At 54.6% G+C, this 25778-nt stretch carries 22 protein-coding genes; 4 read left to right on the top strand and 18 right to left on the bottom strand.

Annotation, left to right across the window (positions count from 1 at the left end; translation table 11 throughout):
- Positions 1 to 15: 15 nt before the first annotated feature.
- The 15 genes from QMO62_RS12970 to QMO62_RS13040 form a co-directional block, all read right to left on the bottom strand.
- The gene (locus tag QMO62_RS12970) at positions 16 to 750 is read right to left on the bottom strand and encodes a hypothetical protein (RefSeq protein WP_284641393.1); all 735 of its coding nucleotides are present in this window, start codon (positions 748 to 750) and stop codon (positions 16 to 18) included.
- 43 nt (positions 751 to 793) lie between these two features.
- On the bottom strand, positions 794 to 1060 hold the full coding sequence (locus QMO62_RS12975) for an aspartyl-phosphate phosphatase Spo0E family protein (RefSeq protein ID WP_284641396.1): 267 nt from the start codon (positions 1058 to 1060) through the stop codon (positions 794 to 796).
- A 133-nt stretch (positions 1061 to 1193) separates the two neighbouring features.
- Positions 1194 to 2393, bottom strand: a complete 1200-nt coding sequence (locus tag QMO62_RS12980) for an aminotransferase class I/II-fold pyridoxal phosphate-dependent enzyme (RefSeq protein ID WP_284641398.1) — start codon at positions 2391 to 2393, stop codon at positions 1194 to 1196.
- 15 nt (positions 2394 to 2408) lie between these two features.
- Positions 2409 to 2900 (bottom strand): Lrp/AsnC family transcriptional regulator, encoded by a 492-nt coding sequence (locus QMO62_RS12985; RefSeq protein ID WP_284641400.1) that lies wholly within the window; start codon positions 2898 to 2900, stop codon positions 2409 to 2411.
- A 183-nt stretch (positions 2901 to 3083) separates the two neighbouring features.
- Positions 3084 to 3374, bottom strand: a complete 291-nt coding sequence (locus QMO62_RS12990; RefSeq protein ID WP_284641402.1) for a hypothetical protein — start codon at positions 3372 to 3374, stop codon at positions 3084 to 3086.
- A gap of 186 nt (positions 3375 to 3560) precedes the next feature.
- Positions 3561 to 4877 (bottom strand): MFS transporter, encoded by a 1317-nt coding sequence (locus QMO62_RS12995; RefSeq protein WP_284641404.1) that lies wholly within the window; start codon positions 4875 to 4877, stop codon positions 3561 to 3563.
- Between the two features lie 88 nt (positions 4878 to 4965).
- Positions 4966 to 7299 (bottom strand): helix-turn-helix domain-containing protein, encoded by a 2334-nt coding sequence (locus tag QMO62_RS13000; protein ID WP_284641405.1) that lies wholly within the window; start codon positions 7297 to 7299, stop codon positions 4966 to 4968.
- 193 nt (positions 7300 to 7492) lie between these two features.
- A complete protein-coding gene (locus QMO62_RS13005) occupies positions 7493 to 9031 on the bottom strand; it encodes an extracellular solute-binding protein (RefSeq protein WP_284641407.1) in 1539 nt (512 codons plus the stop codon).
- Between the two features lie 38 nt (positions 9032 to 9069).
- Complete coding sequence (locus QMO62_RS13010; protein ID WP_284641409.1) at positions 9070 to 9936, bottom strand: carbohydrate ABC transporter permease; 867 nt, start codon at positions 9934 to 9936, stop codon at positions 9070 to 9072.
- Positions 9937 to 9977: 41 nt separating this feature from the next.
- Positions 9978 to 10913, bottom strand: a complete 936-nt coding sequence (locus QMO62_RS13015; RefSeq protein WP_284644937.1) for an ABC transporter permease — start codon at positions 10911 to 10913, stop codon at positions 9978 to 9980.
- 358 nt (positions 10914 to 11271) lie between these two features.
- The gene (locus tag QMO62_RS13020) at positions 11272 to 14493 is read right to left on the bottom strand and encodes a glycosyl hydrolase (RefSeq protein WP_284641411.1); all 3222 of its coding nucleotides are present in this window, start codon (positions 14491 to 14493) and stop codon (positions 11272 to 11274) included.
- Between the two features lie 231 nt (positions 14494 to 14724).
- Positions 14725 to 15216: a hypothetical protein gene (locus tag QMO62_RS13025; protein ID WP_284641413.1), complete on the bottom strand. Its 492-nt coding sequence runs from the start codon at positions 15214 to 15216 to the stop codon at positions 14725 to 14727.
- Between the two features lie 134 nt (positions 15217 to 15350).
- Positions 15351 to 15770, bottom strand: coding sequence for a DUF350 domain-containing protein (locus QMO62_RS13030; protein ID WP_284641415.1), 420 nt, complete (start codon positions 15768 to 15770; stop codon positions 15351 to 15353).
- A 93-nt stretch (positions 15771 to 15863) separates the two neighbouring features.
- Positions 15864 to 16544, bottom strand: coding sequence for a PspA/IM30 family protein (locus tag QMO62_RS13035; RefSeq protein WP_284641417.1), 681 nt, complete (start codon positions 16542 to 16544; stop codon positions 15864 to 15866).
- Between the two features lie 116 nt (positions 16545 to 16660).
- On the bottom strand, positions 16661 to 19039 hold the full coding sequence (locus QMO62_RS13040; RefSeq protein ID WP_284641419.1) for an endonuclease MutS2: 2379 nt from the start codon (positions 19037 to 19039) through the stop codon (positions 16661 to 16663).
- 221 nt (positions 19040 to 19260) lie between these two features.
- Between QMO62_RS13040 and QMO62_RS13045 the strand changes: the two genes are divergently transcribed.
- The 4 genes from QMO62_RS13045 (at position 19261) to QMO62_RS13055 (ending at position 21355) form a co-directional block, all read left to right on the top strand.
- Positions 19261 to 19629 (top strand): phage holin family protein, encoded by a 369-nt coding sequence (locus QMO62_RS13045; RefSeq protein ID WP_284641421.1) that lies wholly within the window; start codon positions 19261 to 19263, stop codon positions 19627 to 19629.
- Positions 19630 to 19938: 309 nt separating this feature from the next.
- Positions 19939 to 20055 (top strand): hypothetical protein, encoded by a 117-nt coding sequence (locus QMO62_RS33415; protein ID WP_369699106.1) that lies wholly within the window; start codon positions 19939 to 19941, stop codon positions 20053 to 20055.
- 58 nt (positions 20056 to 20113) lie between these two features.
- A complete protein-coding gene (locus QMO62_RS13050) occupies positions 20114 to 20497 on the top strand; it encodes a cupredoxin domain-containing protein (RefSeq protein WP_284641423.1) in 384 nt (127 codons plus the stop codon).
- 168 nt (positions 20498 to 20665) lie between these two features.
- A complete protein-coding gene (locus QMO62_RS13055; protein ID WP_284641425.1) occupies positions 20666 to 21355 on the top strand; it encodes an SDR family NAD(P)-dependent oxidoreductase in 690 nt (229 codons plus the stop codon).
- Here the strand turns inward: QMO62_RS13055 and QMO62_RS13060 are convergent.
- The 3 genes from QMO62_RS13060 to zapA all read right to left on the bottom strand — a co-directional run bounded on the left by QMO62_RS13060 (position 21352) and on the right by zapA (position 25662).
- The gene (locus QMO62_RS13060) at positions 21352 to 21684 is read right to left on the bottom strand and encodes a L,D-transpeptidase (protein WP_284641427.1); all 333 of its coding nucleotides are present in this window, start codon (positions 21682 to 21684) and stop codon (positions 21352 to 21354) included. The genes QMO62_RS13055 and QMO62_RS13060 overlap by 4 nt on opposite strands.
- Positions 21685 to 22641: 957 nt before the next feature.
- A complete protein-coding gene (locus QMO62_RS13065) occupies positions 22642 to 23202 on the bottom strand; it encodes a CvpA family protein (RefSeq protein ID WP_284641429.1) in 561 nt (186 codons plus the stop codon).
- 6 nt (positions 23203 to 23208) lie between these two features.
- Entirely contained in the window at positions 23209 to 25662 is a 2454-nt protein-coding gene (zapA, locus tag QMO62_RS13070; RefSeq protein WP_284641431.1) for a cell division protein ZapA, read from the bottom strand.
- Positions 25663 to 25778: the final 116 nt, after the last annotated feature.

The raw sequence follows: 25778 nt of genomic DNA on the forward strand, positions 1-25778 counted from the left end.
GAAGGCATGGCCGGCTTACGGCCATGCCTTCCGAATACGGGACGTGAAGTCCTCCCGCCTCTCCTCCAATTGCTTGTGCCTGTGTGCATTGGCGCCGGAAGGGTGCGGGAACCCGAGCAGACAACGCTCCCTGTCCACCACCCCGCGCTCGGCCAGCTCGGTAAGCACCTCGGATACCGCCTGACCCAGCGGCACCCATAGCTTCACCTTGTGAAGCCTTTTCAGCTCTGCCGGCAGCACCTCGTAAGCATACCGCTGCAAAAGCGCCGACCGCCCGACAGGAGGCTGGTGGCCGGTATAATTTACCCCCTTAACGAAAACCGGGTATTTGATCACCGCCGTCGTATGCAGCAGCTCCCGCCGTTCCCCGAATAATGATGCGGTCGAAGACAAGCCCATTGCGGTATGCATTCCGCACCGGTCGAGCAGCTGCACTACATTGCTGCGCATGGGTCCGGCCAGCCCGGCTGCTCTCTTGGCCCGCTCCTCCGCTTCACTCAGGGTAACCTTCCCGCTGCGCAGGTCATCCCGCACGGACCGGAAAGCAAGCTCCATCTGCGTCCACCCCGGGGTGATGCCGATCAGCACAAGCTGCGCGACCTCATTTACCAGCTCGTTGTGCGGGGCGTAATACATCGTCAGCTCCCCCTCCTGCTCCAGCAGAAACTCGGGGACTAACAAATCCTCCTTCGTCAGCTTCCCCGTCTCCGGAAGTCGGCGAATCCGATCGGCATACGTTTCCAGTGACAATGACTCCGCCTCGTTCCCCCGCAAAGAAAAAAGAACCGATGGTTCATCGGTCCTTCTTGTTCGCGTTCATATATTCGTTAATCTTTTTATCTAATATCATGCTGATTTCGACGACCTTGTGTGAGGTAAGACTATAGCCTTCTTTCACGAGTCGCTCCATTTCCAGCCGCAAATTGTAAATATCGTCTTCCAAAGACAGGGTAGATGAGGTGCGTTTTCTTTTACCAAAAACCCACTTGGCTTGATCTTCCTTCTCGCGAATCCATCCGATATTTAAATACTGGCGAAGCTGGTATTCCGGAAAAGCCATGACTGCATCCCTCCCACTGTAGCTTTAGAATCCTAAGCCCCATATATTTATCCCAAAAACTATTAATATATGAAACTTATATCATAAAGATACCAGTTTTTTAGAAGAATGGAAATGACTTTTTTTGTCGAATTTACAGTTTTTTTAGGAAATTTCCGATCCGATCGATCGCTTCCGTCAGCTGATTGACCGAATAGGCATAGGAGCAGCGAAGGAACCCTTCTCCCCCGAGTCCGAACACGTCACCGGGAACGGCTGCGACTTTCGCCTCATAAAGAAGCTTCGTTGCAAATTCCTCCGACGTCATGCCTGTAGACTTGATGCATGGGAAGGCGTAGAACGCGCCCTGCGGCTCATGGCATTCCAGCCCAATCTCCCGGAAGCCCTTAACCACCAGCCGGCGACGCTGGTTATACGATTCCACCATGCGATCCTTCTCGTCCATGCCGTTCCTCAAAGCCTCCAGCGCCGCCACTTGCCCCATCGATGGGGCACACATCACCGTATACTGGTGAATTTTCAGCATCGCCGACAAAATATCCTTATGCCCGCAAGCATAGCCCATCCGCCAGCCGGTCATGGCAAACGCCTTGGAGAAGCCGCTGACCAGAATCGTCCGGTCCTTCATGCCGGGGAGAGAAGCGAAGCTCACATGCTTCTGCTCGTAGGTGAGCTCGGCATAGATTTCATCGCTGATAACGATCAGATCGTGCTCCTCTACAAGCTTAGCGATCGGCACCCAGTCCTCATACGTCATGATGCCGCCTGTCGGATTGCTGGGGTAGCATAGAATCAACACCTTGGAACGAGGTGTAATCGCTGCTTTCAGGGATTCTGCGGTCAGCTTGAACTGATCCTTGGCAAAAGTTTCGATACCTACCGGCACACCGCCGCCAAGCCGGGTAATCGGACTGTAGGAAATGTAGCAGGGCTCTGGGACGAGAACCTCATCCCCCGGGGCAATCAAGGCGCGCAAAGCAAGATCGATCGCTTCACTGCCGCCGACCGTGACCAGCACCTCATCGGAAGGCTCATACAGCAGCTGGAACGAATCGTACAAATATTCGGCAATGGCTTCACGCAGCTCCAGCATCCCCGCATTGGGCGTATACTTCGTGTTGCCCCGCTCGAGCGAATACACGCAGGCCTCCCGAACGTGCCACGGCGTGCTGAAATCCGGCTCCCCTACACCGAGGGAAATAATATCCTTGCTTGCGCTGACCAAGTCAAAAAATTTCCGAATGCCCGATGGCGGAATCGCCCTGGCGAGCGGGGCCAAGTAACCGGACATCGATCTGGACGAGATACCTTGACTTTGTGTTTGCTCTAGCATGTTATCAAGCTTCCTTTACGGTGAGATGAGGAGCCGGCGGTCGTCCTCGTGGTCCTCGAAGGTGATGCCGTCCTGTTTATATTTTTTCAAAATAAAGTGCGTCTTGGTGGAAAGCACCCGGTCGATCGGGGACAGCCTATTGGATACGAAGGAAGCGACTTCCTTCAGCGTCTTCCCTTCAATCTCGACGAGCAGGTCATAAGCGCCGGACATCAAATAGACCGATTTCACTTCCGGATATAAATAAATGCGCTCCGCAATGGCATCAAAGCCGCGGCCGCGCTCTGGGGTTATCTGCACTTCGATCAGGGCGGTGACCTTCTCATTATCCACCTTGGCCCAGTTGACGACGGTAGCGTATTTGACGATTACGTTCGCTTCCTCCAGCTCGGCAATCGCTTCCGCCACTTCCGCCTCGGACGCCCCGAGCATTGTTGCGATAAGTGCAGGGGTACGACGCGCGTCTTCCTTCAGCAGCTCAATAATCTTCATCTTAAATTGTTCCATCGTCTGATACGCTCCTTTGGTAAATTACTTGGAACTGCAAGCTTCGGATCCCAAAGCTTATTCCTACATATTACACCCTGCAGCCTGTCTTTGGCAAAAAAAAATTAAACGGCTCCCCCAGCGAAAAAAGTCCTTCACTCCGGGCCCGGGGCAAAGGACTTTGCATAGTATATGATTTACGGCCTAAACCTTTAATGATCTAATTTGAAGCAGTCTTCTCATATTCTCTTCGATCTCGCGTCCCTTATAGTTCGGGGATACGGCAAATTCGAGCTCGGAAGCTGCTTCTCCCCTCGCAACCAGCCGTCCCAGGGCAACCAGCTGCTCCTGATCATAAGCGGCAATGACATGCGGGCTCTCTTTATAGATATCATATGGTGCTGCATCTGCAGGAACATCCGATTCGGAAATGGATTGGATCAGCCGCTGAAATTGCTCAGGGGCCGGCAGCTCATTATGCAGTGCAATTTTCATGCTTTTTCCACGCTCCAATGTACATAATGTCATTTAGGATTACATTTATTATTATACATTTAGTTGTATATTTATGCAACATGTCCGATATTATTTTTCCAACTTTTTTTGATGCCCCAAAGGAAAGGAGACGGCTGAACGGACAAAAGCCTCAGAGCGCCGTTCACTCTGAGGCTTTTCATTAGGTTACCCTGCTTCTGCCCGCTTCCGCGCGTGCACCTTCCTCATGAAGAACCAGGCTGCAAGCGGCGAGCTTCCGATGAAGAGCAGCAGCCAGTTCATGGCCGCCGGCGCCTTCACCCAAGCGATGAAGATGAGGAACACGGCCGTACCGAGCAGTCTGCCGGCATTCAAAGCGAGCTCCCGCATGACCACGTATTCCTCGCGGCGCTTCACGCTTTCCTCATCGCTGCCGATCAGGTCGAACACCGAGGAGGTCATAGGAATCGAGAACAGCGGGAAGAACAAGGCCACTCCAATCCCGAAGGTCAGCAGCGTCCAATAATTGACCTTCCAGAAGAAGGGCAATATCACGATAACCATCGCCGCCGACCCGATGAGCATGGCCACCTTCCTGTGCTGCGGCTTCAGCACCCGACCGATGATCATAAAGCTGATTAAAGCCACCGCCGAGGTGATAAGGGAGAAGTTGCCCAGACTCATCTCGCTGCCCGTGTGAACGTACACCAGCAACGCGATCATAAACCCGAATACTCCTTCCCGAACCCCTTGCGCCACCAGCGCCAGACCGACCGTCCGCCAAGCCGTATCCTTCTTTTGCAGGCAGGTCCAGGTATGCAGCCATGCATACCTGCCCTCCGATTTCCTTTTTTTCAAGAAGAAGCTGATAATGACTCCAATGACAAACACACTGAGCGAGATGGTAAAAATCAGACGATAACCGTTTGCCGCCTGCATATGCACGATCAAGTAGCCGGATACCCATGGCGCCACCATCCCTGCCCCTGAACCCAACAGACCGGCCCATCCGTTGAACCGGTCCCGATTGTCCGGATCCGTCACTTCGAAATAGACTACGTTAAAGGCAAGCCAGAAAAATCCGGACGCTAAGCCCTGTACCACGCCCAGAATCAAGTAATTGTCGGCAGCCTTGTCCCCAAACCACAGCACCAGCAAATAGAACAAGGCCGAAACCGCAACGCCGGCGCGCAGACAGTTCATTTTGTTATGCTCCTTAACCCACTTGCCCGCAATCCAAAACGTGAAGGCCATCGTCAAGTGATGGATTAGCGTGAACCAGCCAATGACGGCAAAATCATGTCTTGCCTTCCAAAGGTATACGTTGACGAAGGTACCGGATAAAGCATTGGCCACAGCACACAAGCCATGCACAGTTAACAGCAGCCGGGATTGGCCGTCGAGCGGATGATTATCTTTAGCCGGTTTTTCTTCCTTCTTGTCTACCTGAAGCCATTCATGCTTACTTTTGTTTTCCTGAATCCATTTATGAGGAAAATGCTTCGTTGACGAATCGGAATGCATGCGCTCTCACCTTATCTATGTAATGTCTTAGTTAAGCTACCCAAAAGCGCAAAAATCATGTCCGACAAGAATAATATCCCAGCAAATTCTAGTTATCCTGATGCAAATCACGGTACTGCAAAGGTGTAATCCCTTCATATCTTTTGAAAATCCGATGAAAATACGTCGGCTGGTAGCTCACGCTTCCCGCCACATCGTTAATCCTCATATCGGTTTCGCGGAGCAGCTCTTTAGCCTTTTCCATACGCCTGTTCGTTACGAAATCAATGAAATTGACGCCGGTAATTTGTTTAAACACTCGGCTGAGCGTGTAGGGACTTGTATTGAATTGATCGGCGCACCATTCAAGGGATAAGTCGGGACTCATATAATGCTCGCTTATTAGCATGATCGTCTTCTCGGCCATCTGCTTCAAATGATAATCTTGCTTGCTGATCAGCTCATGAACAAAAGGGCCGACGACTTTGCTTCGGAACCAGCGAAGAATATCCTCCGGCTCGTTGCAGGCACCGAGTTGTTCATACAAATTCACGCCCTCAAATAGCTTCATCGGATTCATCCCCGCATGCAGCATGGCATGAAGCAGACTGCCCAGCAGCTGCATCATCCCCTGCTGCAAAACAAGCTTCGCCGCTCCATCCTGCGTCAGCTCCTTAAGGAAGCGCTCGATAAGCTGGGCCGCCTCCTCCTCAGACCCAATGCGGACGGCGTTGATGATCTCCGTTTCCAGCGCGAAGGGGTATCGGAATTCTAATGCCGAGTTGCTTTTGCCAATCCGTTCGGAATCGATGATCTGGCTCTCCGAGCTAAGGTCCGCGTAGCTCAGCGCATGACGCGCTTCCTCGAATTGCATTGGGCTATGCTTCACGTTAGGAACAGGCTTGCTGATCGCAATGGTCATGCGCATCTTGAGCACACGGCCGACGGATTGAATCCATTCCTCTCCCATCCGGTTCAGGGTAGTCTGCTGCTCCTTCACGGTCATCTCTTCCGGAAAAGCTACCAGCAGCCCAATCGTCAGGTCATGAAAGTTCAGAAGCTGAAACGAGAGCGAATCGGACAGCTCCGTTACAATGTTCGCCGCGGCGAAGGTAACGAGGCTCTCATCGCCATGCTTGAACCGCCCCACTTGACTGGAAAATCCGCCAAGCTGAATCAGCACGGCGACGAATTGCTTGCCCTCCGTCTCCCAGCCGTAATGCAGCAGACGTTCCTTGATATCCTTCTCCGTCATGGAGAACAAATGTCCCTGTACCAGCTGCAGCATGAAGCCTTCGCGCATTTGCGGCAGCTGTGTCTTCAGCCGGCCCTGCAGCGTCTCCCGCTCGTTCGTCAGATCCTGCCACTGCCGCTCGATCTGCTCAAACTCATCCCGGTGACCCTCTTCCTTCGGCAGCAGCCGGACAAGCTTGCCTATCGGCGTATACAACCGGTAGGAAGCGCCGAGAGACAGCAGCAGCGCCAGGATGAAGCCGATTCCGCTGATCGACAGAATCAGCTTGGAGATGAACAGCACCGGTGCGGTGACGGCCGTCAAGGGAGCGGCGGATACGTAGGTCCACTCCTCGCCGATACGTGCCAGCTTGCCGACGGACACGGAATATGTCGCGCCGTTATAGTCAAAAAGAAACGAACCGGCCTTTTGCCGGCCGCTGGTTATCGCCTCCCTTAGAGCCAGCTCAAGTCCGCTCTGCTGCTGCGCATCTTGAACAATGAATCGCTCCCCTCCTGCCGACAGCAGGAAGGTGGTGCCGTCGCTATAAGGCGTCAAGGTTTGCAGCAGCTTATTCAGCTTCGCCTTGTCGACCGTGGTAATGATATACCCGAGGGGCTCCGTGCTCCCTCCCGGCACCTTGTTCACCAATGCAAGGGACGGCTTGCCCCAGGTTTTTCCGTCGAATCGCTCGTAGTGCTCCGTCCAGAAGGCAAACTTGGTCTGCTGCAATAGAGCTTCAAAACGCTCACTTACCTTCGCATTGCTGATATCCAAGTAAACATCCTTCTGAAAAATCAGCGGGTACGGATGCTTTAGATACAAATCTACCCTGGAGATCAATGGATGGGCCCCCTCCATGATGAATAGCGTCCGATAAATGTCATGCACCTGCTGATAGTTATATACAAAGTCCAGCTCTTTCAGCTTGTTATCGAACTGCGCGTCAAACGCCCATTGGGTGAACAGCATTTCCATATAGGACAGCTGATCATCGATATTGCCCGCCCGCTGCTGAACCTGTTTTTCATGAAGCTTTTGAAGCTCGCTTTCGACCTGATTTGTTGAGGCCCAGTAGATGATGCTGCCCGTAATCATGCCCGGGATACAGGTGACCAGCAGAAACAAGGCTAGGCTCCTCCAGAAAAAACGTTTGGAGCGCCTGCTTTCCAGTCCTATTCTTAGCCAGCTTCTTAGGGTCTGCAGCATGTGGTGTCCTCCGTTTCATTGCTGTTGTGCCCTGCCCGAGGGGGAAGGCTTAGCTTCATGATGAAGACATGTCCGCCCCTTGTCAACGCTAACCGGCAGATTCCTTGGTATAATACGCAGGCCGGAGACAGATCTTGAGATCCGCCTCCGGCCAATACCTGCCGCTTCTTGAGATTCTAGCTGTTTGCTCTTATTATTGGCCGATCCGTTTCTTGTAAGCCTCCGTCAGCTCTTGGCTGATCTTCTGCAGGTCGGCATCCGTTTTCAGCTTGGAGACAAGGTCATCCCATGCTGTCATCGGTTCGCGGCCCAATATAATTTTCGTTTTCAGGTCGGCGATTTTCTTCTCAAGCTCCGGTCCTGCCTTCTGCAGCGTCGGCGAGTAGAGGCCGGTGGTAAGGTCCGCCACACTGGACTTCGCGCGCTCGTCTTGAATTTTCGCATACAGCTCGTTAACTTCCTTCGGGAAGGACGGCTTCGTCGAGCTGGCGTAAGGATCGGCAACATACAGAATTTGATTCAGGTCAGCAACACTATCAGCCGCAAGCTTTTCCGTATTGAGTACCTTCTGGCCATCCTTCACCGTGTGATGAACGCCTTCCAGCCCATACGTGTTATAGGCAAACACCTCCGGCTTCATCCAAGTATCCAGCACCTTCAGAATGCGCTTCATCTTGGCCTCAGGCACCTTCTTGGAAATGGCCAGAGCTCCGGCGAACCCGGGACCCTTCGGATTATAGCCGTTGATACTCGTTACCGGATAGAAATCGCCTTCCTTGAAGCTCGGATCGACGTTCTTCAGCTTGTCGAAGTGATCCTTCATTGTTCCGGCTTTTTCGATAATGATGCCTGCTTTGCCGCCATCGAACATATCTCGGAATTGTGTGCCTTTCAGTGATGCAAAGTCAGCAGGAATCAGCTTCTCCTGGTAAGCTTTCACGGCGAATTCCAGTGCTTTGCGGGATTCAGGCAGCAGCGCACTATGCGTCATTTGGTTATTGGTCCATTTATATTTTCCGTTGACACCGGTGAACATGCTGTCGATATGGCCCAGCACGCCATAGGGACTTGCGGTGCTGCTCGAGTCCGTATTGGCGGCGAAGCCTACGGTATCGGCCTTGCCGTTGCCGTCCGGATCCTTCTCCGTGAAGGCTTTCATCACCTGATACAGCTCATCGCTGGTCGTCGGTACCTTCATCCCCACCTTGTCAAGCCAATCCTTGCGGAGCACGAAGAACGAATCCGCTTCGGAAGGACGCGGTCTTGGAATGACGTAATTTTTGCCGTCCTGCATCTTGGTGAGCTCCCATGCCGTCTTCGAGATGCCGTTCGCCAGATTCGGGTAATCCTTGATGTAAGGACCAACCTCCCAGAATGCCCCTTGGGCCGCCATATTGCGAAATACCGACGAGAACGGGTCACCGATGTATGTCAGGTCAGGCAGGTCTCCGGAAGCCAGTGTCACGTTCAACTTATCATTGTAGTTGTTGGAAGAAACCCACTGAATTTTCAGCTTGCTGTTCGTTGCCTTCTCGATCGCTTGCTTTACAGCATTGTCCTCAGCCATCGGCTGCTGTGTCAGGAAATGAACCATTACGCTGATTTCGACAGGAGCCTCCGCCTGTCCTGCTGCATCCCCACTTGCTGCCGGAGGTGTGCTGCTCTGGCCGCAAGCGGCAAGCAGCGTCGAAAGTGCCAAAAACAGGCTAAGCGACGTTTTTGCATACTTCATTGATAGACCCTCTCCTTTTAATGAAATTGAATATATCATTACCCCTTAACCGAGCCAACCATGGCACCCTTGGCAAAATGCTTTTGCAGGAACGGGTATACCAGGAGGATCGGCACGGTAGCGATAATAACGGCGGCCATCTTCAGCGTCTCCGTCGGCGGGGCCTTCACGAAGACATCGGAGGTTAACTCGCTGTTGGACGATGAGATGAGCAGGTTCTGCAGTAATACCTGAATGGGCCATTTGGTCGGATCGTTCAAGTAGAGCAGCGCATTAAAAAATTGGTTCCAATAGCCCACCGCGTAGAACAATCCGAAGGCAGCGAGAGAAGGCAAGGACAACGGCAGGATGATTTTCAAGAAAATCGAGATGTCGTTGCATCCGTCTATAGCGGCGGATTCCTCAAGCTCGACGGGAAGGCTGTCGAAGAAGCCCTTCATGAGAATGACGTTCCAGCCGCTGGCCAAGGCGGGCAGAATCAGTGACCAAATGCTGTTGATCAGATGCAGGTCGCGTACCAGCAAATAATGGGGGATGATGCCCGGACTGAATAAGATCGTAAATAGAATCAGCATCAGAAACGTCCGGCGGCCCCGCAAGCGCTTTCTTGATAAGGAATACGCAAGCGCAGCGGTAACGATCAAGCTGCAAATCGTACCGACGACGGCCAAAAACGTACTGTTGTATAACGCCCCGACGAACGACTTGGTCGAGAGCAGATACTTATACGAATCGAGAGACCATGTCTCCGGCCAAAGAATGAAGGGTTTGGTGATATATTCAACCGGATCGACGAACGATACGATGAACACATAGTACACCGGGAAGAACGTCACCATAGCTACGATGGCGAGTACAGTGATATTGATCGCGCCAAAAATCCGGTCTCCTTTGGTGCTAATCATGGGAATTCCTCCTTACTGTGTCAAATTGGCGGGCGCCTGTCTTAGTACACGCCCTCTTCACCCATCTTTTTCGCTAATTTGTTAGCGCCTACAACCAGCACCAGTCCTACAATCGACTTAAACAAGCCTGCGGCTGTGCTAAAGCTGAACTGACCTTGTTGAATACCAACCCGGTATACATAAGTATCGAATACCTCCGCCACTTCGGATACCGCTCCGTTATACATCAGGAACACTTGCTCGAAGCCGACATCCATCATATGACCAAGCCTCAGAATGAGAAGGATGATGACGACGTTGCGGATGGCTGGCAGCGTCACGTGCCACATTTGGCGAATTCGGCCGGCGCCGTCCATTCTCGCCGCTTCGTACAGCTGCGGATCTACGCCTGCTATCGCCGCAAGGAAGATGATCGTGCCCCAACCCGCTTCCTTCCAGATCGACTGGACGGTAAGCATGAACCAGAAGCCGTCGGGGTTCGTCAGGAAGTCCATCCGCTCGAAGCCTCCTGCCTCCAGCAGCTTGTTGACTAAGCCTTCGCCCTTGGCGAAGAGCAGGAAGGTCAATCCGGCGATGATGACCCACGATAAGAAGTGCGGCATATAAACGATCGATTGAACGATTCGTTTGTACGCCTCCGATCTGACCTCGTTCAGAAGAAGAGACAGCAGAATCGGCAGCGGGAAGAACAGCGTCAGGCTCATCAGGTTGATGGCCATCGTATTGCGAAACAGAAGCATAAATTCGGGATTCGAGAAAAATTTGGCGAAGTGCTCGAAGCCTACCCACTCGCTCTTAAGCACACCTACATAAGGTGAATAGTTCTGGAAGGCAATGATGACACCCCACATCGGCACGTACTTGAATATCAGGAAGAAGATCAGCCCCGGCAAGGCAAGCAGGTATAAGTACCTGTCTCTTTTGAGATCAAACCAGATGCGCGATCTGCCCTTCGCATGGTTCAAACGCCGGTTCATGGACAAGGATCCGGATGTAGTGGAGGAATCGACCTTCGGCATGTGCACATCCCCTTTCTTTATGAAGTCAGCCTAAGATTGTTTACGCTGCGTGCCGTGATCCTGCACGGCTTCCATGACTTCAAGGTAAAGCATCTTTTCATTGCCCTCAACTATACTTTTTTGTTACCGTCCGGCCTTGTGTTTTCTGGCTTCCAAGCCATGCCCGATCGCTATTTCAGCCCGCCGCGACGCGGACTACACTATTTTGCACGCACTAACCTTTTTTGTACCTCGCCTTAAGAGCCTTTATTTTCCCGTAATTACAAAAAGCCGGACTGCCTTGTATGCAATCCGACTTTTGCATTGTTTCATGAAGCTAACCTTGAATCCTCTGCAGCGTGTGCGTCTCGTAGTCGAAGGTCAAGCCCTCAAGCAGTCCGATCAGCGTGTTCGTCACCCGAATCTCCAGTTCGTTATCCCCCTGATGCAGCCAGTCGGTTGAACCGGCCCATCGGTAAGGCGTCCATGGACGTACGCCCAAGGAATGACCGTTTACTATGACTTCCGCACAGTCATGGAAATGCGGATCCCAATCCGCGAAGCTGAGCTCGAACTCCGTGCCTTCCTGCGTCTTGCCGAGCTCGATGGTCCGCCGGTAGCTCATGGTCCCTGCAAAGTATGGATAGCCTGGCTGCGGACCGCCGTTAAGGCACGCAACCGAACGTGGTGCAGCTCCAATCACTTGACGGCCCTGCTCATCGAACGTCACTCCGAAATTGCCCTTCAGGTAAAACGGATCCGTAACACCGTCCGAATCCGACGTTATGGTAAGCTGAACGATCAGTTCATTCACTCCCTGCTTCAGCAATGACGCGACCGGGCAGCCTACATTTCGATGGTCGTAGACCCTCATAGGCTTGAATTGATCCGGTGTGACCGTATGACCGTTGATCAGCAGCCGCCAATCCCCCTGGATTGCATTAGCGTCCATGAGGATGTCACACCGTTCGGGTAATTCCTCGACAATAAATTCGGCGGAATAGGCAGCATCAAGCGGGTAGCTCATCTGCATCCGCTGCGGAGTACCGAAGGTCTGCTTAAAGGAGACCGGGAAATCCTGCAGCTGGGCCAGATCCGCGCACTGGTCGATGAATGTTTTTGCCCTCACCGGCCTGCCTGCCGGCTCCCCTGCGATCTTCAGCGTCAAATCATCGAACCGGACGATGTTATCCTGCAGTGCCGTAATGAACCACTCGCCGTCTGTTTGCAGTTCGAGCACATCCGGAGCTTGTGGCAGAATTGGTGCCTCGGCGTCCTCCGAGCAAGCTTCCACATAAACCAGCAGGCCCTGATAAGGTGCCAAAGCAAAATCTACATACGGACCGTCGCCGCTGTGCTTCACCGCCATCGGCCGCCTCACACCGGTCTCCAGCTCGAGCTCATATGCCCGAAGCCCCGTACAACCGGAACCAAACAGTGCCTCAGGGTCCAGCTGCAGCTGACCGTCATGCGATTCGCCCTCCTGATTACTGATGAAAATGGCCGCTTCCCCTTCCCTCAGATACCTCGTCTGCATCAGGAAGCACTGGGGATCCTGCTCCAGCTTAAGTCTCGCGGGGCGCGGCGAAGCCTCCTCCAGCAGCCCTGCAAGGTGCGGCCAGACGGCTTCGATGCCGCCCTGCGCGGATATCGGCAGGAAGTGCGCTCCGCCATTTGAATAATGTGATTCAGTGAAGCGGCCATCCCAGTATAGAGTGCGCGGCGATTCCGTCACACCGAAGATCTGCATGGATTCTTCCTCCGAGGGGCTGCCCTGCTCGATGACATCGTACGGCAGCAAGCCAAGCCCGATCACCGTTCCCCCGCCTTGCAGGAATTTGCGGACATTCGCCCATGCGGAAGCCTCCATATTGCTCATCGGCGGCAGGATCAGAACGGAATACTCAGCGATTCCGATGCGGATCACGCCGTTTTCTACCGTCGCTTCACCAAGCAGCTCCGGATCCAAGTGATCATAGTCGAAGCGATTGCGGATGAGCTTGACACCCAGCTCGGTCCAATCCTGCACCAGCCGCTCAAGCTGAGCTTTCTCTTCTTCGGACGTGCCTGCGAAGTGAAAGGAATGAAACGGATTGGCCAAATATGTCCAGTAGGAAGTAACCGGATCGACGAACGCCATTCGGATATTCGCCTTTCCTTCCGTCATGATGTAGCTAATGCGTCCGGTATAGTCGCCCAATGTGCGGAAATGCGCCCAATAAGGGTTTTGCACAAACTGCGAAGGAGGCGCGTCGTGCTTTGCCAGTGCGTCCATCGTGTAATAGAAAGCGTGAAAATTAAAAAAGTTCGTACCGAGCGCCGCCAGCCGGTCAATCATCCAGCGTGCATCCTGGAGCGTCATTGACCAGCCAACGCTGTGAAAGCATTCAATGAGGTTCCGAGTGCGGCCCAGCTGGCGTGCCAGGGAGCTTACCATCTTCGGGTTATCGCGTGTATGCCCGATATAACGGCGCAAAATCCAATCCAGTGAACGCCCCAGCTTCTCGTGCGCGGAATCGCCGCCCGGTACATGACTGAATTTTTGCGTAGTCATGCGAACCGCAGGCACTTCCGCAACATATTCCATTCCATACCTTTCACACCAATCGTGCACCTTCAGGTGATACGACTCCCGAAGCAGAAGATGGATGGTTTGATAATAATCATACCGCACCTTCACCGCATCCTTGGCGGAGCGGTCAAGTAAAGCCGGCAGATGCTCCAGCAGATCGTAGCCGTTGCGCAGCTTAAACTCTTCAGGAAGCCGAGGGGACCATGGTATACGCCCGAGCAGCCCGATTTCATCCGTGAACATGCCCTTGACCGTGCTGCCGAAATACTCACCTATAGCCGGCACATATCTGTCATGGGTTAAGCGGATAAACGTCTCCATGGCTTCCCGGTTACACGGGTCGACGAACGTCCCATAATATTTGAAATCGTCGATTTCCTTCTCCTGGAACACCATGACCTCCCAGTCCCCGGGCGGCGCCTCCCATAGTAAACGAAATACCGTTCGGTAGGTGAAGAAACGCTTCTGATTGTAGCCGGTGAGCCCTGTTTTCTGAAAAATGGGATCCGCCTGCCAGTTGCCGATGTGCTCCTTGACATCGATGGCTTGGGTCCAGTCGATGGAGCCGTCCGCCTGTACGGGCGCGGCTTTGGCATACAGCACTCTTCCCCAGGGCAGTTCCACATCCAACCGTTCTCCGCCGGCGGTGCGAATATTCCTGTGCTCCAATGTCTTATGCTTCGCATCGGGGTGCTCCAACACCACTTCTCCCCCGGCAATGCCGCTTGGGTAGGGATATTCATCGTACAGCCAGACATGCATGTCCAATGACTTCGCTACCTCAACAGCGTATCGCACCTTATCGAACCATTGCTTGGATAAATAAGGTACCGTCATCCCTTGACGGGCACACAGAAAGAAGCCGCCGACACCTTTGTCGTGCATCTCTTCAATCTGCTCTCGGACGCGTTCGTCCTCCATCTCACCGTTCCAGAACCAGAACGGATGAATCCGGTATTCCGGCGACGGATTCGTAAATCGGTTCATATCCATAACATTCACCGCTTCCCCATTGGATTCGCATTGATGAGCCTACTATAGGTCCCCGTGGAGTTGCAGGCAATGACACTTTTTTGTTACCGTGTCTCCCTGCGAAGGAAGCGCAATTGCACTCTTTTGCAAAAATTACACATTTACACTTCCTGCGCAAAATCTTCACAGGTTACTGTTAATGCTTATCTACATAGAAAAAGCACCCTTGCGGGTGCTTCCATTTGTTTATGATTGCTTCTCCTGACCGTGAATTTTGAGCTTTTCGATCAGCTCGAGGCGATCGGGCTCCGACACAATCTGCTCCAGCTTAAAGCAGGAAGGACATACATAGACATTCATAGAGAAGGCGGCCTTCAGCAGCGGCTGCTTTATAGCCCCATGAACGAAAGGCAGGAAGGACTGCGGCGCGCTTTGGGTGCCGGCGAACAGCATAAAGCTGTGGCAGGACGGACATTCCGGCGCCTCCTCCTGCTGATCGAGCAGCCGCTGAACTCCTTCCTCATAGTCGTCCATTGCTTCCATATCGCTTTCGTATTCTTCCTCGTCCTCTTCGCCGAGCATCAGGTTTTGGCCTGAATTTTTGAGCTTCAAGCTAATGCTCCGATAATCGCCCAGCTCGTTGAAACAATGCGGGCATGCCTCCTCAGGCCCCAGCTCCGGGTCCCACACAATCTCCGTCTGGCACCACGGACAAATCTGGTCATGCAGATCAGACACAGCAAACTCCTCCTAGCCGACAGGGCTCCCCCTGCATCAGGCAAATTTCAGAAAATAATATACGCCGGAGCCCACAAACACAAGGGCAAGCGCAAATAATGTGCCCCATAAGTACTTCACCGCTCAGGCCCTCCTCAGGTTACACTTGCCCCGATGACATACGATAAGGAAATCGAAATGACCATAGAAATGAAACCTACGGCGCGGTTATCATTTTTGATCTCTTCATCGATTTTGAAGTAGGGCGTCAAAAATTCAAAAATAAAATAAGCAATCAGCAGCAGCAAGAAACCAAAACCGGCCCAGATGAGAGAATGCATCAAGGAATCATTGTTAAGTATGGCAAACCGGAACAGATTGCAGATCCCGAAGATTTTGCCTCCCGTCGCCATGGCTACGGACAAATTACCTCTTTTGATTTCATCCCAATCCTTGTACTTCGTTACCAGCTCAAAAATGGTTAAGAACACAACCAAAGCCAGCACGGCCACGGAAAAAAAAGCAAGTGTTTCGACATAAGGATTCCCCATTAATTTCCCCACCTCATCATCCATACGATCCAACCTCCCCCGTCCTCGTCCTTACGAAGGCCTACAACCGAAAAGACTGAAAGGAGCTAGCCTTCCAGTCTTTCCTTCCATCCTATTTTATTCGGTCTTGTTTCTGGCTGCAAGCTTTGCCCGAAGAGCGGCAAGCTCGTCATCGACGCCATCATTCTTCCCGAGCTGATTCAGCTCGTCATCAAGGCTCTTGTTCTTGGAGCGAAGCTCATTGCTGGCCTCTGCCTCCGCTTCCAGCTGCAGCACCTTTTCGCTCATCCGGTCGAAGCCTTTAGCCCCATTGTCCGTACCGAAGCCCGACATCGCCTGATTGATCTGCTTCTGGGCTTTGGCCGCTTCCGCGCGCGCCACCAGCACTTCCTTCTTGCTCTTCAGCTTCGAAAATTCATCCTTCATCTCTTGCAGCTGCTGACGAAGACGATCCGCATTGCCCTTGGCTACGTCATACTGCTGCTTCATCTCGTCATAACGCGCCTGGTGCTCCTTCTTATCCTGCAGCGCGCGGCGGGCCAAATCCTCGTTGCCTTTCTCTAATGCCTGCAATGCCTGCTCTTCACGCTTCTGAACCATCTCAAGCGCTTCTTCGTACTGCTGCTTGAATTTCTTCTCAATTGCAATTTGCTTAGCTACCGCCGATTCCGCTTCGAGAATATCCTGTTCCATATCACGCAGGAACTGATTCAGCATCTTTACCGGATCTTCCGCTTTATCCAGCAGATCATTAATTGAAGCCATTGTCAAATCACGCAGTCGTTTAAAAATTCCCATCGTAGAATCCTCCCGATCCTATATTTATCCTTAAGCCTGCAGGGCTTCAGCGATCGATCGTTACACATGGTATTACGACAGATAGGTGCAAAGAGTTTCGAAATGGAAAATAAATTTTATTTTAACTCGGCAACCGTTACGCCGTGACCGCCTTCATTGTAATTGCCGATACGGTAGCTCTTCACGTGCTTGTGCTTGCGCAAAAACTCCTGAATTCCGGTCCGAAGGACGCCGGTACCCTTCCCGTGAATGATGTAGACATTGCCGAAATTGGCCAGATACGCCTCATCCAGAAAACGGTCCACCTCAAGCAGCGCCTCCTCCACGTTAGCCCCGCGCAAATCCAGCTCCATCTTCGCATTGTCGTCTCGTGTCCGCTTCAGACTTGAGGTAGCCTGGACGGGCTGCTTCTTCTTCTCGGCAGGAGCTGCTTTAACCAGCTCGACATCGGCTTTGTTGACCTTCATCTTCATGATCCCCATCTGCACCATGACCTCATGGTCGTTCACGACCTCGACCACATGGCCCTTCTGCCCCAGGTTCACTACGCGGACCTCATCCCCCGCCTCGACCGCATCCGGCTTGCGCTTCGGAAGCTTCGCCGTGCTGTTCTTCCGCAGGTCCGGCACCGCATCGTTCAGACGCCGCTTCATCTCGCTCAGCTGATGGTCCTTCACGCCGCTGCGTTCCTCACGCTGAATGCGCCGGAGCTCCGTGATGACCTCCTCAGCCTCTCTTCGCGCTTTGGCCACGGCATCGGCCGCTTCCCGTTCGGCCCGCTCCAGCATGCGGTCGCGCTGCTCCTCGAACTTTTGCCGCTCCCGGGCCAGCTGCTCGCGCAGCTGCTCGACCTCGCGCCGCAGCTGCCCCGCGCTTTCACGGTCCGCCTCCGCCTGGATTCGGTTCTCCTCCAGCGTGGCAATCATCGACTCGACGCGCTGATCCTCTTCTCCCACCTCGCCGCGGGCATAGTCGATGATCGACTTCGATAACCCAAGTCGTTCGGCGATGGCGAAGGCGTTGCTTCGGCCGGGAACGCCGACAAGCAAACGATAGGTCGGGCGAAGCGTCTGAATGTCGAATTCCATGCTGGCGTTAATCACACCTTGACGGTCGAACGCGTATGCCTTCAATTCGGAATAGTGCGTCGTGGCTACGATGCGGCAGCCCATTTTATGAATATACTCCAGTATTGCGATCGCCAGGGCCGAGCCCTCCGCAGGGTCGGTCCCCGCACCGAGCTCGTCAAGCAGGACGAGACTTTTGGGCGTCATCTCCCGCAGGATACGGATGATGTTCGTCATATGGCTGGAGAAGGTGGACAGGTTCTGCTCGATGCTCTGTTCGTCTCCGATATCCGCAAATATCGCATCGAATACACAAAGCTGGCTCCCCTCCTCCGCAGGAACGAACAGGCCCGACATCGCCATGAGCGACAGCAATCCGATGGTCTTCAGCGAAACCGTCTTACCGCCGGTGTTCGGACCCGTTACGATAATGGTGCTGTATTTATTCCCCAGCTCCACATCAAGCGGAACCACGTTGTCCGAGGCGATGAGCGGATGGCGTCCGCGTTTAATTCGAAGAAAGCCCCGATCGTTCATCATCGGCCGGGTGGCCTTCATGGCGTTCGCAAGACCCGACTTGGCAAAAGCAAAATCCAGCTCGCCGAGCGCCTCTACATTGGCCAGCAGCTCATCCGCCGCCTCTCCGACCTGCGCTGTAAGCATACGGAGAATTTTCTCAACCTCCGTCTCTTCCTTCAGCTTCAGCTCCCGGACCCGGTTGTTCAATTGCACGACGGCCTCCGGCTCGATAAACAGCGTCGCGCCGGACGCCGACTGGTCATGAATCATCCCGCCGAAATGGCCCCGATATTCCTGCTTCACAGGAATGACGTAACGGTCGCCCCGGATGGTCACCAAATTATCCTGCAGCATCTTTTGGATCGACGGCGTCCGAACCATCTGCTCCAGCCGCTCCCGGGCTCTTGATTCGCTGGTACGCAGCTCCGACCGGATTCGGGCAAGCTCCGGACTGGCGGAATCCATCACGTTCGCATTCTCGTCAATGCACAGCTTGATTCGGTCCTCAACAGACTTGTGATCGGTAATCAGGGCACACAGCTCCAGCAAGGAAGGGACCGGATAATCGTCGTTCGTCGCCTCGAGAAACTTCACCAAACGGCGGCCTCCTTGATTCGTAAGGGCCACGTCTAGCAGCTCCGTCGGATTCAGCATACCGCCAATCCGGGCACGGTGCAGCGCGGGACGAATATCGCGTATGCCGCCGAAGGGAGCGCCGCCTTTCAGGCGGTCCACGTTCACCGCTTCGTCCGTCGCTTGAAGCCTGCGTTTGACCTCGGTAAAATCACCGCTCGGCTCAAGCTGCTCAACCAACGCTTTGCCCATGCTTGTAGCGGCATAATCCGCACAGCGGTTCAGTACGGCGCCGAAGTCGAGGGTTTTTAATATTTTCTGATTATATGATTTCATAAGTGTCACCTTTAGAAGACCAACCTTTCATTCTTATCCTTATATTATATCCCAAAAGGAGGTCCTTTCGCTAATACCCTCCGATTCAAGGGATACATAAAACAAGTCAGGAAGTGACATCCTAAGCTGTGACACCCCTGGTAGCAGAATCAGCGCACGGCCGAACGCAAGAACCAGGAGAATCACTAACTTTCCCAAGACAAGAAGGAGGAAAACGCCGGATGCATTTGCTTGGACATATCGTCAGGTTTATCGTATCTGCTTTGATCCTTATGGTTGTGGATTGGGTCGTCCCGGGCTTTACCGTCGGCGGCTTCTGGAGTGCCCTGTTCTTAGCATTGGTGATCGCGATTGCAGCATGGATCATTGAAGGTGTTTTTGGCAGAAAAATTACCCCATTCGGCCGGGGGATCGTAGGCTTTCTCGTTAGTGCGCTGGTCATCTGGTTGTCGCAGTTTATTGTCAGCGGCGTGTCTTCCAGCTTTATCGGTGCCATTTTGGCTGCCCTCGTCATCGGGATCATCGACTTGTTCATCCCGGTCAAGACTCCGTTCGAACACGGAATCACCGGCCGCGAGAACAATAAGTAACCATGGCGGCATATACGGCAGGCCAAGGAGATCAGTAATGCGAAGCGATTCGCGTTACTGATCTTTTTTTCTGAGAAAGGGTAATAAGTTACAAACTTTAAGAAAATTCTAAGAAAAAACATGATATTTTTTCACAATTGGGCGCTATAATGAACTCAACCTAACGATGAAAACAATGTTCATTATAGAGAGGATGCATGGTCCGTGAGAAGCACTAGGAAGATTGACTACCGTCTGGTTTGGGTTGCCGCTGTGCTGTATGCCGTATTGACGCTGATGGTCAAGGCAGGAAGCGTTTCATCATAGAGATTGAACGAAGGAACGGCCAAGTGTGACGAATTTCACAGGAGAGGCTCGGAAATTCACGATTTTTTCACCATGCTGTCACGGTCCCGTCACTGCATTTCGGGGAGCGCTGCGCTATAGTTAGGATTGTAAGAAGAACAAGAACCTAACTGGTGTGGATAGACGGAGGGGAAGTCATATGAAAAAATTGATCGTATTGGCCATCTCAACTAGCTTGATGCTCGGACTCGCCGCTTGCGGACAGAAGGAAGCAGCTCCTGCAGCTTCCAGCAACGCAGCCGGTGCCGCTGGGGCAGCAGCCCAAGAGGTGAAGCTTGTGGCATCAAACTTTAAGTTTGATCAAGCGGAATATAAAGTGCAGAAGGGCTCCGACGTGAAGGTTACGCTGGAAAACAAAGAAGGCATTCACGGGGTGGAAATCAAGGGCTTGAACATCAAGCTGCAAGGGCAGACACTGTCCAGCACCTTCAAGGCGGATAAAGCGGGCACCTACGATATCATCTGTAACGTTCCTTGCGGAACAGGCCACATCACCATGAAATCCAAATTGATTGTCGACTAATACGGTATAAGGAAGTTTACCGCTTCGCTGACAGCTACGGCTGCCGGCGAGGCTTTTTGCCGTTTAATAAAAGAATTTCTTATGTAATCCATCAGATTTCGTAATTTCCCTGGGCCGGCATTTCTTGGTAAGATGGAGCAAATGTTAACAACAAAGGGGTTATGCAGGATGGGGAACGGGACACTTCAGGGAAAAACGGCGATCGTCACCGGTGCGGGAACGGGACTCGGACGGGCGGCGGCATTAGCTTTCGCTGTGGAGGGTGCGAATGTCGTGCTTGCCGGGCGTAGAAAAGGTAAGGTGGATGCCGTTGCAGCGGAGATTACTGCTGCAGGCGGAAGGGCACTGGCGATCCAGGCGGATATCAGCTCGGAGGCCGACGTCCGGCGCCTGGTGACATCGGCGGTCGAGGCCTTCGGACAGATCGATATTCTAGTAAACAATGCGGCGGTCTTCGAGCCGGGCGTTGTCGCGGAAACGGGCCTGGCGGAATGGAATCTTCAAATCGGCATCAACTTGACAGGAGCTTTTCTGACGACGAGAGAGGTGCTGCCGCACATGAGAGCCCGGAAGTACGGTCGCATCATCAACATTACCTCCGGCCTCGCAAGCAATGGCGCCGGCGGCTATGCCGCTTATAGCGCCAGCAAGGCCGGTCTCGAATCCCTTACCCGCACGACGGCGGAAGAGGAATCCGAGCATGGCGTATTGGCTAACCTCTTCAACCCGGGCACGGTCAAATCGGAAATGCATGCCACCGGTCAAGATCCGGCAGAGGTCGTTCCCGCACTGGTTCGATTGGCCGCTCTGCCGGGGCACGGCATGTCAGGTCAGCTCATTACGGCAACGGGAATTTAGTTTCGGATCGTTACTCGTGTGCCGATCGGTACGATGGCAGCTAAGGCTCTCACATCCTCATTGTGCATGCGGATGCAGCCGTGAGAGGACATTTTGCCGATCGAAGACGGGTTGTTCGTTCCGTGAATGCCATAGTGCGGATGCGACAGTCCCATCCAGAAGTCGCCGAAGGGGCCGCCGGGATTCGGTGCCTTGTTTATAATGGTAAACTCCCCTACGGGAGTTTTGTTGTCCGGCATGCCGATGCCCACCTTGAAGCTTCGGATGACGCGGTTGTTTTGTAGCAGATGCAGCTTGAAGTCGGAAATATCGATGATAATGCGGTACATGGGTAAAGCCCTCCTTGGCAAGGTCGTTATTCTAACCTATTCAAAGGGGATGGCAGCGGATACGAAAAAGGCTGGACGTCACTGGGGAAATGTGATGTCTAGCCTTTTCTAGTTGGGCCGTGAGCGGGACCGGATCGGTGATGCGCGGGGGTCCGAGGGGGATTTAATCGCATATTTGCGATTGCACGGGGTGAAACTGTGCGGAATGGTTCCTGCAATGGCGGATATGCGATTATTCCATCGGGTTCGGTGATGCGCGGGGGTCCGTAGGCGGTTTAATCGCACTTTTGCGATTGCACGGGATGAAAGTGTGCGGTACGGCTCCTCCAATGGCGGATATGCGATTATTCCACCGGGTTCGGTGATGCGCGGGGATCCGAGGGGGATTTAATCGCACATTTGCTATTGCACGGGGTTAAAGTGTGCGGTACGGCTCCTGCAAGGGCGGATATGCGATTATTCCATCGGGTTCGGTGATGCGCGGGGATCCGAGGGCGATTTTATCGCATATTTGCGATTGCACGGGGTGAAACTGTGCGGAATGGTTCCCGCAATGGCTGTTATGCGATTATTCCATCGGGTTCGGTGATGCGCAGGGGTCCGAGGGCGATTTAATCGCACATTTGCGATTGCAGGGGATGAAAGTGTGCGGAATGGTTCCTGCAATGGCGGATATGCGATTATTCCATCGGGTTCGGTGGTTCGCGGGAGTCCGTAGGCGGTTTAATCGCACTTTTGCGATTGCACGGGGTTAAAGTGTACGGTACGGCTCCTGCAAGGGCAAATATGCGATTATTCCACCGGGTTCGGTGATGCGCGGGGGTTCGTAGGCGGTTTAATCGCACTTTTGCGATTGCACCGGGTGAAACTGTGCGAATTGGCTACTCCAATGGCGGATATGCGATTATACGTGCCAAGCCACACCGTAGGGTCCTTCCTATAACTGCCCCCGCTATCTCACACTTTCGTTTTGCCGTCGCTCCGTTTCTCCCAAAGCTCCTGCAGCTTATTCGAAATCAAGGGCGTGTGTTCGAGAATATACGGTGCCGCCGTAGATTCCTTCAATAGCCGCTGTGCTGTGTCATTCGGCACCACCGTCATGACTTGCACGGCAATAATCACGATCAATGCCGCCTCCACCAGCCCCAGCAGCGCTCCGCTCCACTTATTCAGCTGCTTCAGTCCCGGAGCGGCTGCCAGCAAATCAAGAAACCGCCCGGCCACACTAAGCGCCAGCTTCACGCCGAACAAGAGCAAAGCAAAGGCCAGGGCATTGTACACATAGGTTTCCAGGTGAAGGTTCTTCGCCAAAAACTCGTACTTTTTATAAGTCTCGCTCTCCGAAAGCCCAAGAAGCTCCTTCAGCACCGGCGCCAGTTCATCGTAGAACATGAATGCCGCCACATAGCCGAGAAAGAGGCCGAGAAAAGAGACCAGCTGTGCAACCAAGCCGCGTGAAAAACCAAGGGCAACGCCCGCCGCCACGAGAACCGCGGCGGCCCAATCCAGTCCGTTCATCGGTCGTTATTCCTTCTCTACGAGCTCAATCCACTCGTTATATTCGATCTGCAGCTTCTCATACTCGGACTTCAGCGAGCTTAGCTCGCGGTAGACCTCCTCCGCGCGCTCCTGCTGCTGCGAGTATTCCAGCTGCAGCGCCTTATGCTGCTGCGTCTGCGCTTCGAGCTGCTCCTGCAGCTCGTTGTACAGCTCGACCTGCAGCGCCAGCTCGTCCTGCTGCTCGCGGAACTGCTGCTGCAGCGCCTCCAGCGAGCCGCTCTGCGCGGCCAGCTCCGCCATGCGCGCTTCCTGCGCTGCGAGGCGCCGCTCCAGCGCGCTGCGCTCCGCCTCGGCGCTGCCGCTGCGCTGCTCGAGCGCCGCGCATTGCTGCTGCAGCGCGCTCGCCGCCTCCTGCGCCGCGCCGAGCTGCTCGCGCAGCGCGGCCAGCTCGGCCTCGCGCTCGGCTACGCGGCGCTCCATCGCAGCGTGCTGCTGCTCTGCCGCCGCCAGCGCCTCGCTGCCGCGGGCTTGCTCGCCGCGCAGCTGCCGCTCGAGCTCGTCGTGCTGCCCCTGCAGCTCGTCGTAGAGTTCCTGCTGCAGCTCGAGCTCCTCCTGCTGCGCCGTCAACCGCAGGCGCAGCTCGTCCGCTTGCCCCGCCTGCTCCTCGCTGCGGCGCTGCCACTGGCTCAGCTGCTCCTGCAGCTGCAGGTTGTACGCCTGCTGCTGCGCCAGCTGCTGATCGAGCTGCTGCTGACGCTGCTCTCGCTCTCCAAGCTGCAGCTCCAGCTCCGCTATGCGGGCCGCCTGCTCCTCGGCTGCACGGAAGTGCTCCGCCTCCAGCGATGCCAGCGCCGCCTCGTGAGCGCGGACCTGCTCTTCGCGCTGAGCCGCCGCTTCCTCGGCCGCAGCCTGCAGCCGCCGCTCAAGCTCGCTCACCTGTGCCGCCTGCTCCTCGGCTGCACGGCGGTGCTCCGCCTCCAGCGCAGCCACTGCCGCCTCGTAAGCGCGTGCCTGCTCCTCGCGCCGAGCCGCCGCTTCCTCGGCCGCAGCCCGCAGCTGCCGCTCAAGCTCGCTCACCTGCGCCGCCTGCTCGGCCGACGTACGCCCGCTCAGCTCCTGCAGCTGCTGCAGCTCCGCCTCAAGCTCGCCGTACAGCTGCTGCTGCAGGCTGAGCTCCTCCGCGAGCCCGGCGGTCTCCCGCGCCTGCGCCTCCGCACGCGCAGCCGCTTCCGCGCCGTCCCGCTCGAGCGTCTCGCAGCGCTCCGCCAGCACACGGCTGCGTTCAGCCTGCTCGCCCAGCTGCACCTGCAGCTGCCGCTTCTGCTCAAGCTGCTCCGCCAGCTGCTCGGCATGCGCCTGCTCGAGCTCGCTCAGCCGCCTTTGCAGCTCGGCGCCGCGGGCCGCTTCCGCTTCCAGCGCCTCGCGGCTACGTGCTTCCGCCGCAGCCAGCTGCTCAGCGAATACCACTTCGCGCGCCTCCGCCTGCGTACGAAGCTCCGCGACAAGCTCGACCTGCGCGTTCAGCTCCAGCTGCTGCAAGCCAAACTGCTCCTGCAGCTGGTCAAACTGCTCGCTCAGCTCCAAGTAAGCCTGCTCTCGCTCCTCCAGCTGTTCGGTAATCGCCGTTACTCTGCTCTCCGCTGAAGCCAACTGCCCCGCAAGCTCGGAGCCCTTCTGCTCGGCAGCCGTAAGGCGTCCGGCGGTATCGTGGCCGCGTTTCTCCGCCGCAGCAAGCTGCTGCTCCCGCTCTGCAACGCGCTTCCGTACGCCGTCCAGCTCCCCGGTTAGCTCGGCCAACCGGCGCTCCTGCTGTCCTTTGGCCGTCACCAATGCCTCGATGCGTCCCTGCAGCTCCAGCGCCTCCGCTGCTTGCGTATCCAAACGCTCCTCCAGAGCCGTACGCTCGTTAGCCGCATGCTCCAGCGCCAGCCTGTGCTCATCCGCCGCCTGTTGCAAGGCCCCCATCCCTTGAGCTACCTCCTGCTCAAGCGCCGCGATTCGTTCCCGGTCCGCCGTCTGCTCCGCCTCCAGCTCGCGGATTCGGTCTGCCTGACGCTCCATCTGCTGCGCCAAATCGGACGCCTCCGCGGTTGCCCCTTCATACGCTACGCGTACGTCGGCGAGCTCCCCTTCCGCTATGCCGTAAAGCTCCTGCGCCGATGCAAGCTCCTGCTGCAGTGCGCCGTAACGATCATTCAGCCGGGCAAGCTCCTCACGCGCCTGCTCCAGCTGACGCTGCCGGCCGATCGAAGCCTCAAGCTCGGTCCGCATCTGTGTCCATTCGTCGGCCATATTGACCGCAGCCAATACGGCCAGCTTCGGCAAATCAAGCCGCGGATTCGCCTCGGCTATCCGATGCATTTCATCATTCACTAAGTTTGCAACGTTTTTTATATAGGAAGGGCTGGAATTGGATACCAGCTTGTACTGGGTGCCATAAATGTCGACGGTCATCCGGATTTTGTCTTCACCGTTCACTGTGGATGCTCCCCTTTCATAACTCGACGGGGCAAAAAACATAAAAGAGTTCCCCGCATCTAACATAATTCGATACGGGGAACCCTTTTTCCTTCTACAATTTGTAGACTTCTGTC

The sequence above is a fragment of the Paenibacillus silviterrae genome (assembly GCF_030167925.1).
Classification (GTDB): domain Bacteria; phylum Bacillota; class Bacilli; order Paenibacillales; family NBRC-103111; genus Paenibacillus_G; species Paenibacillus_G silviterrae.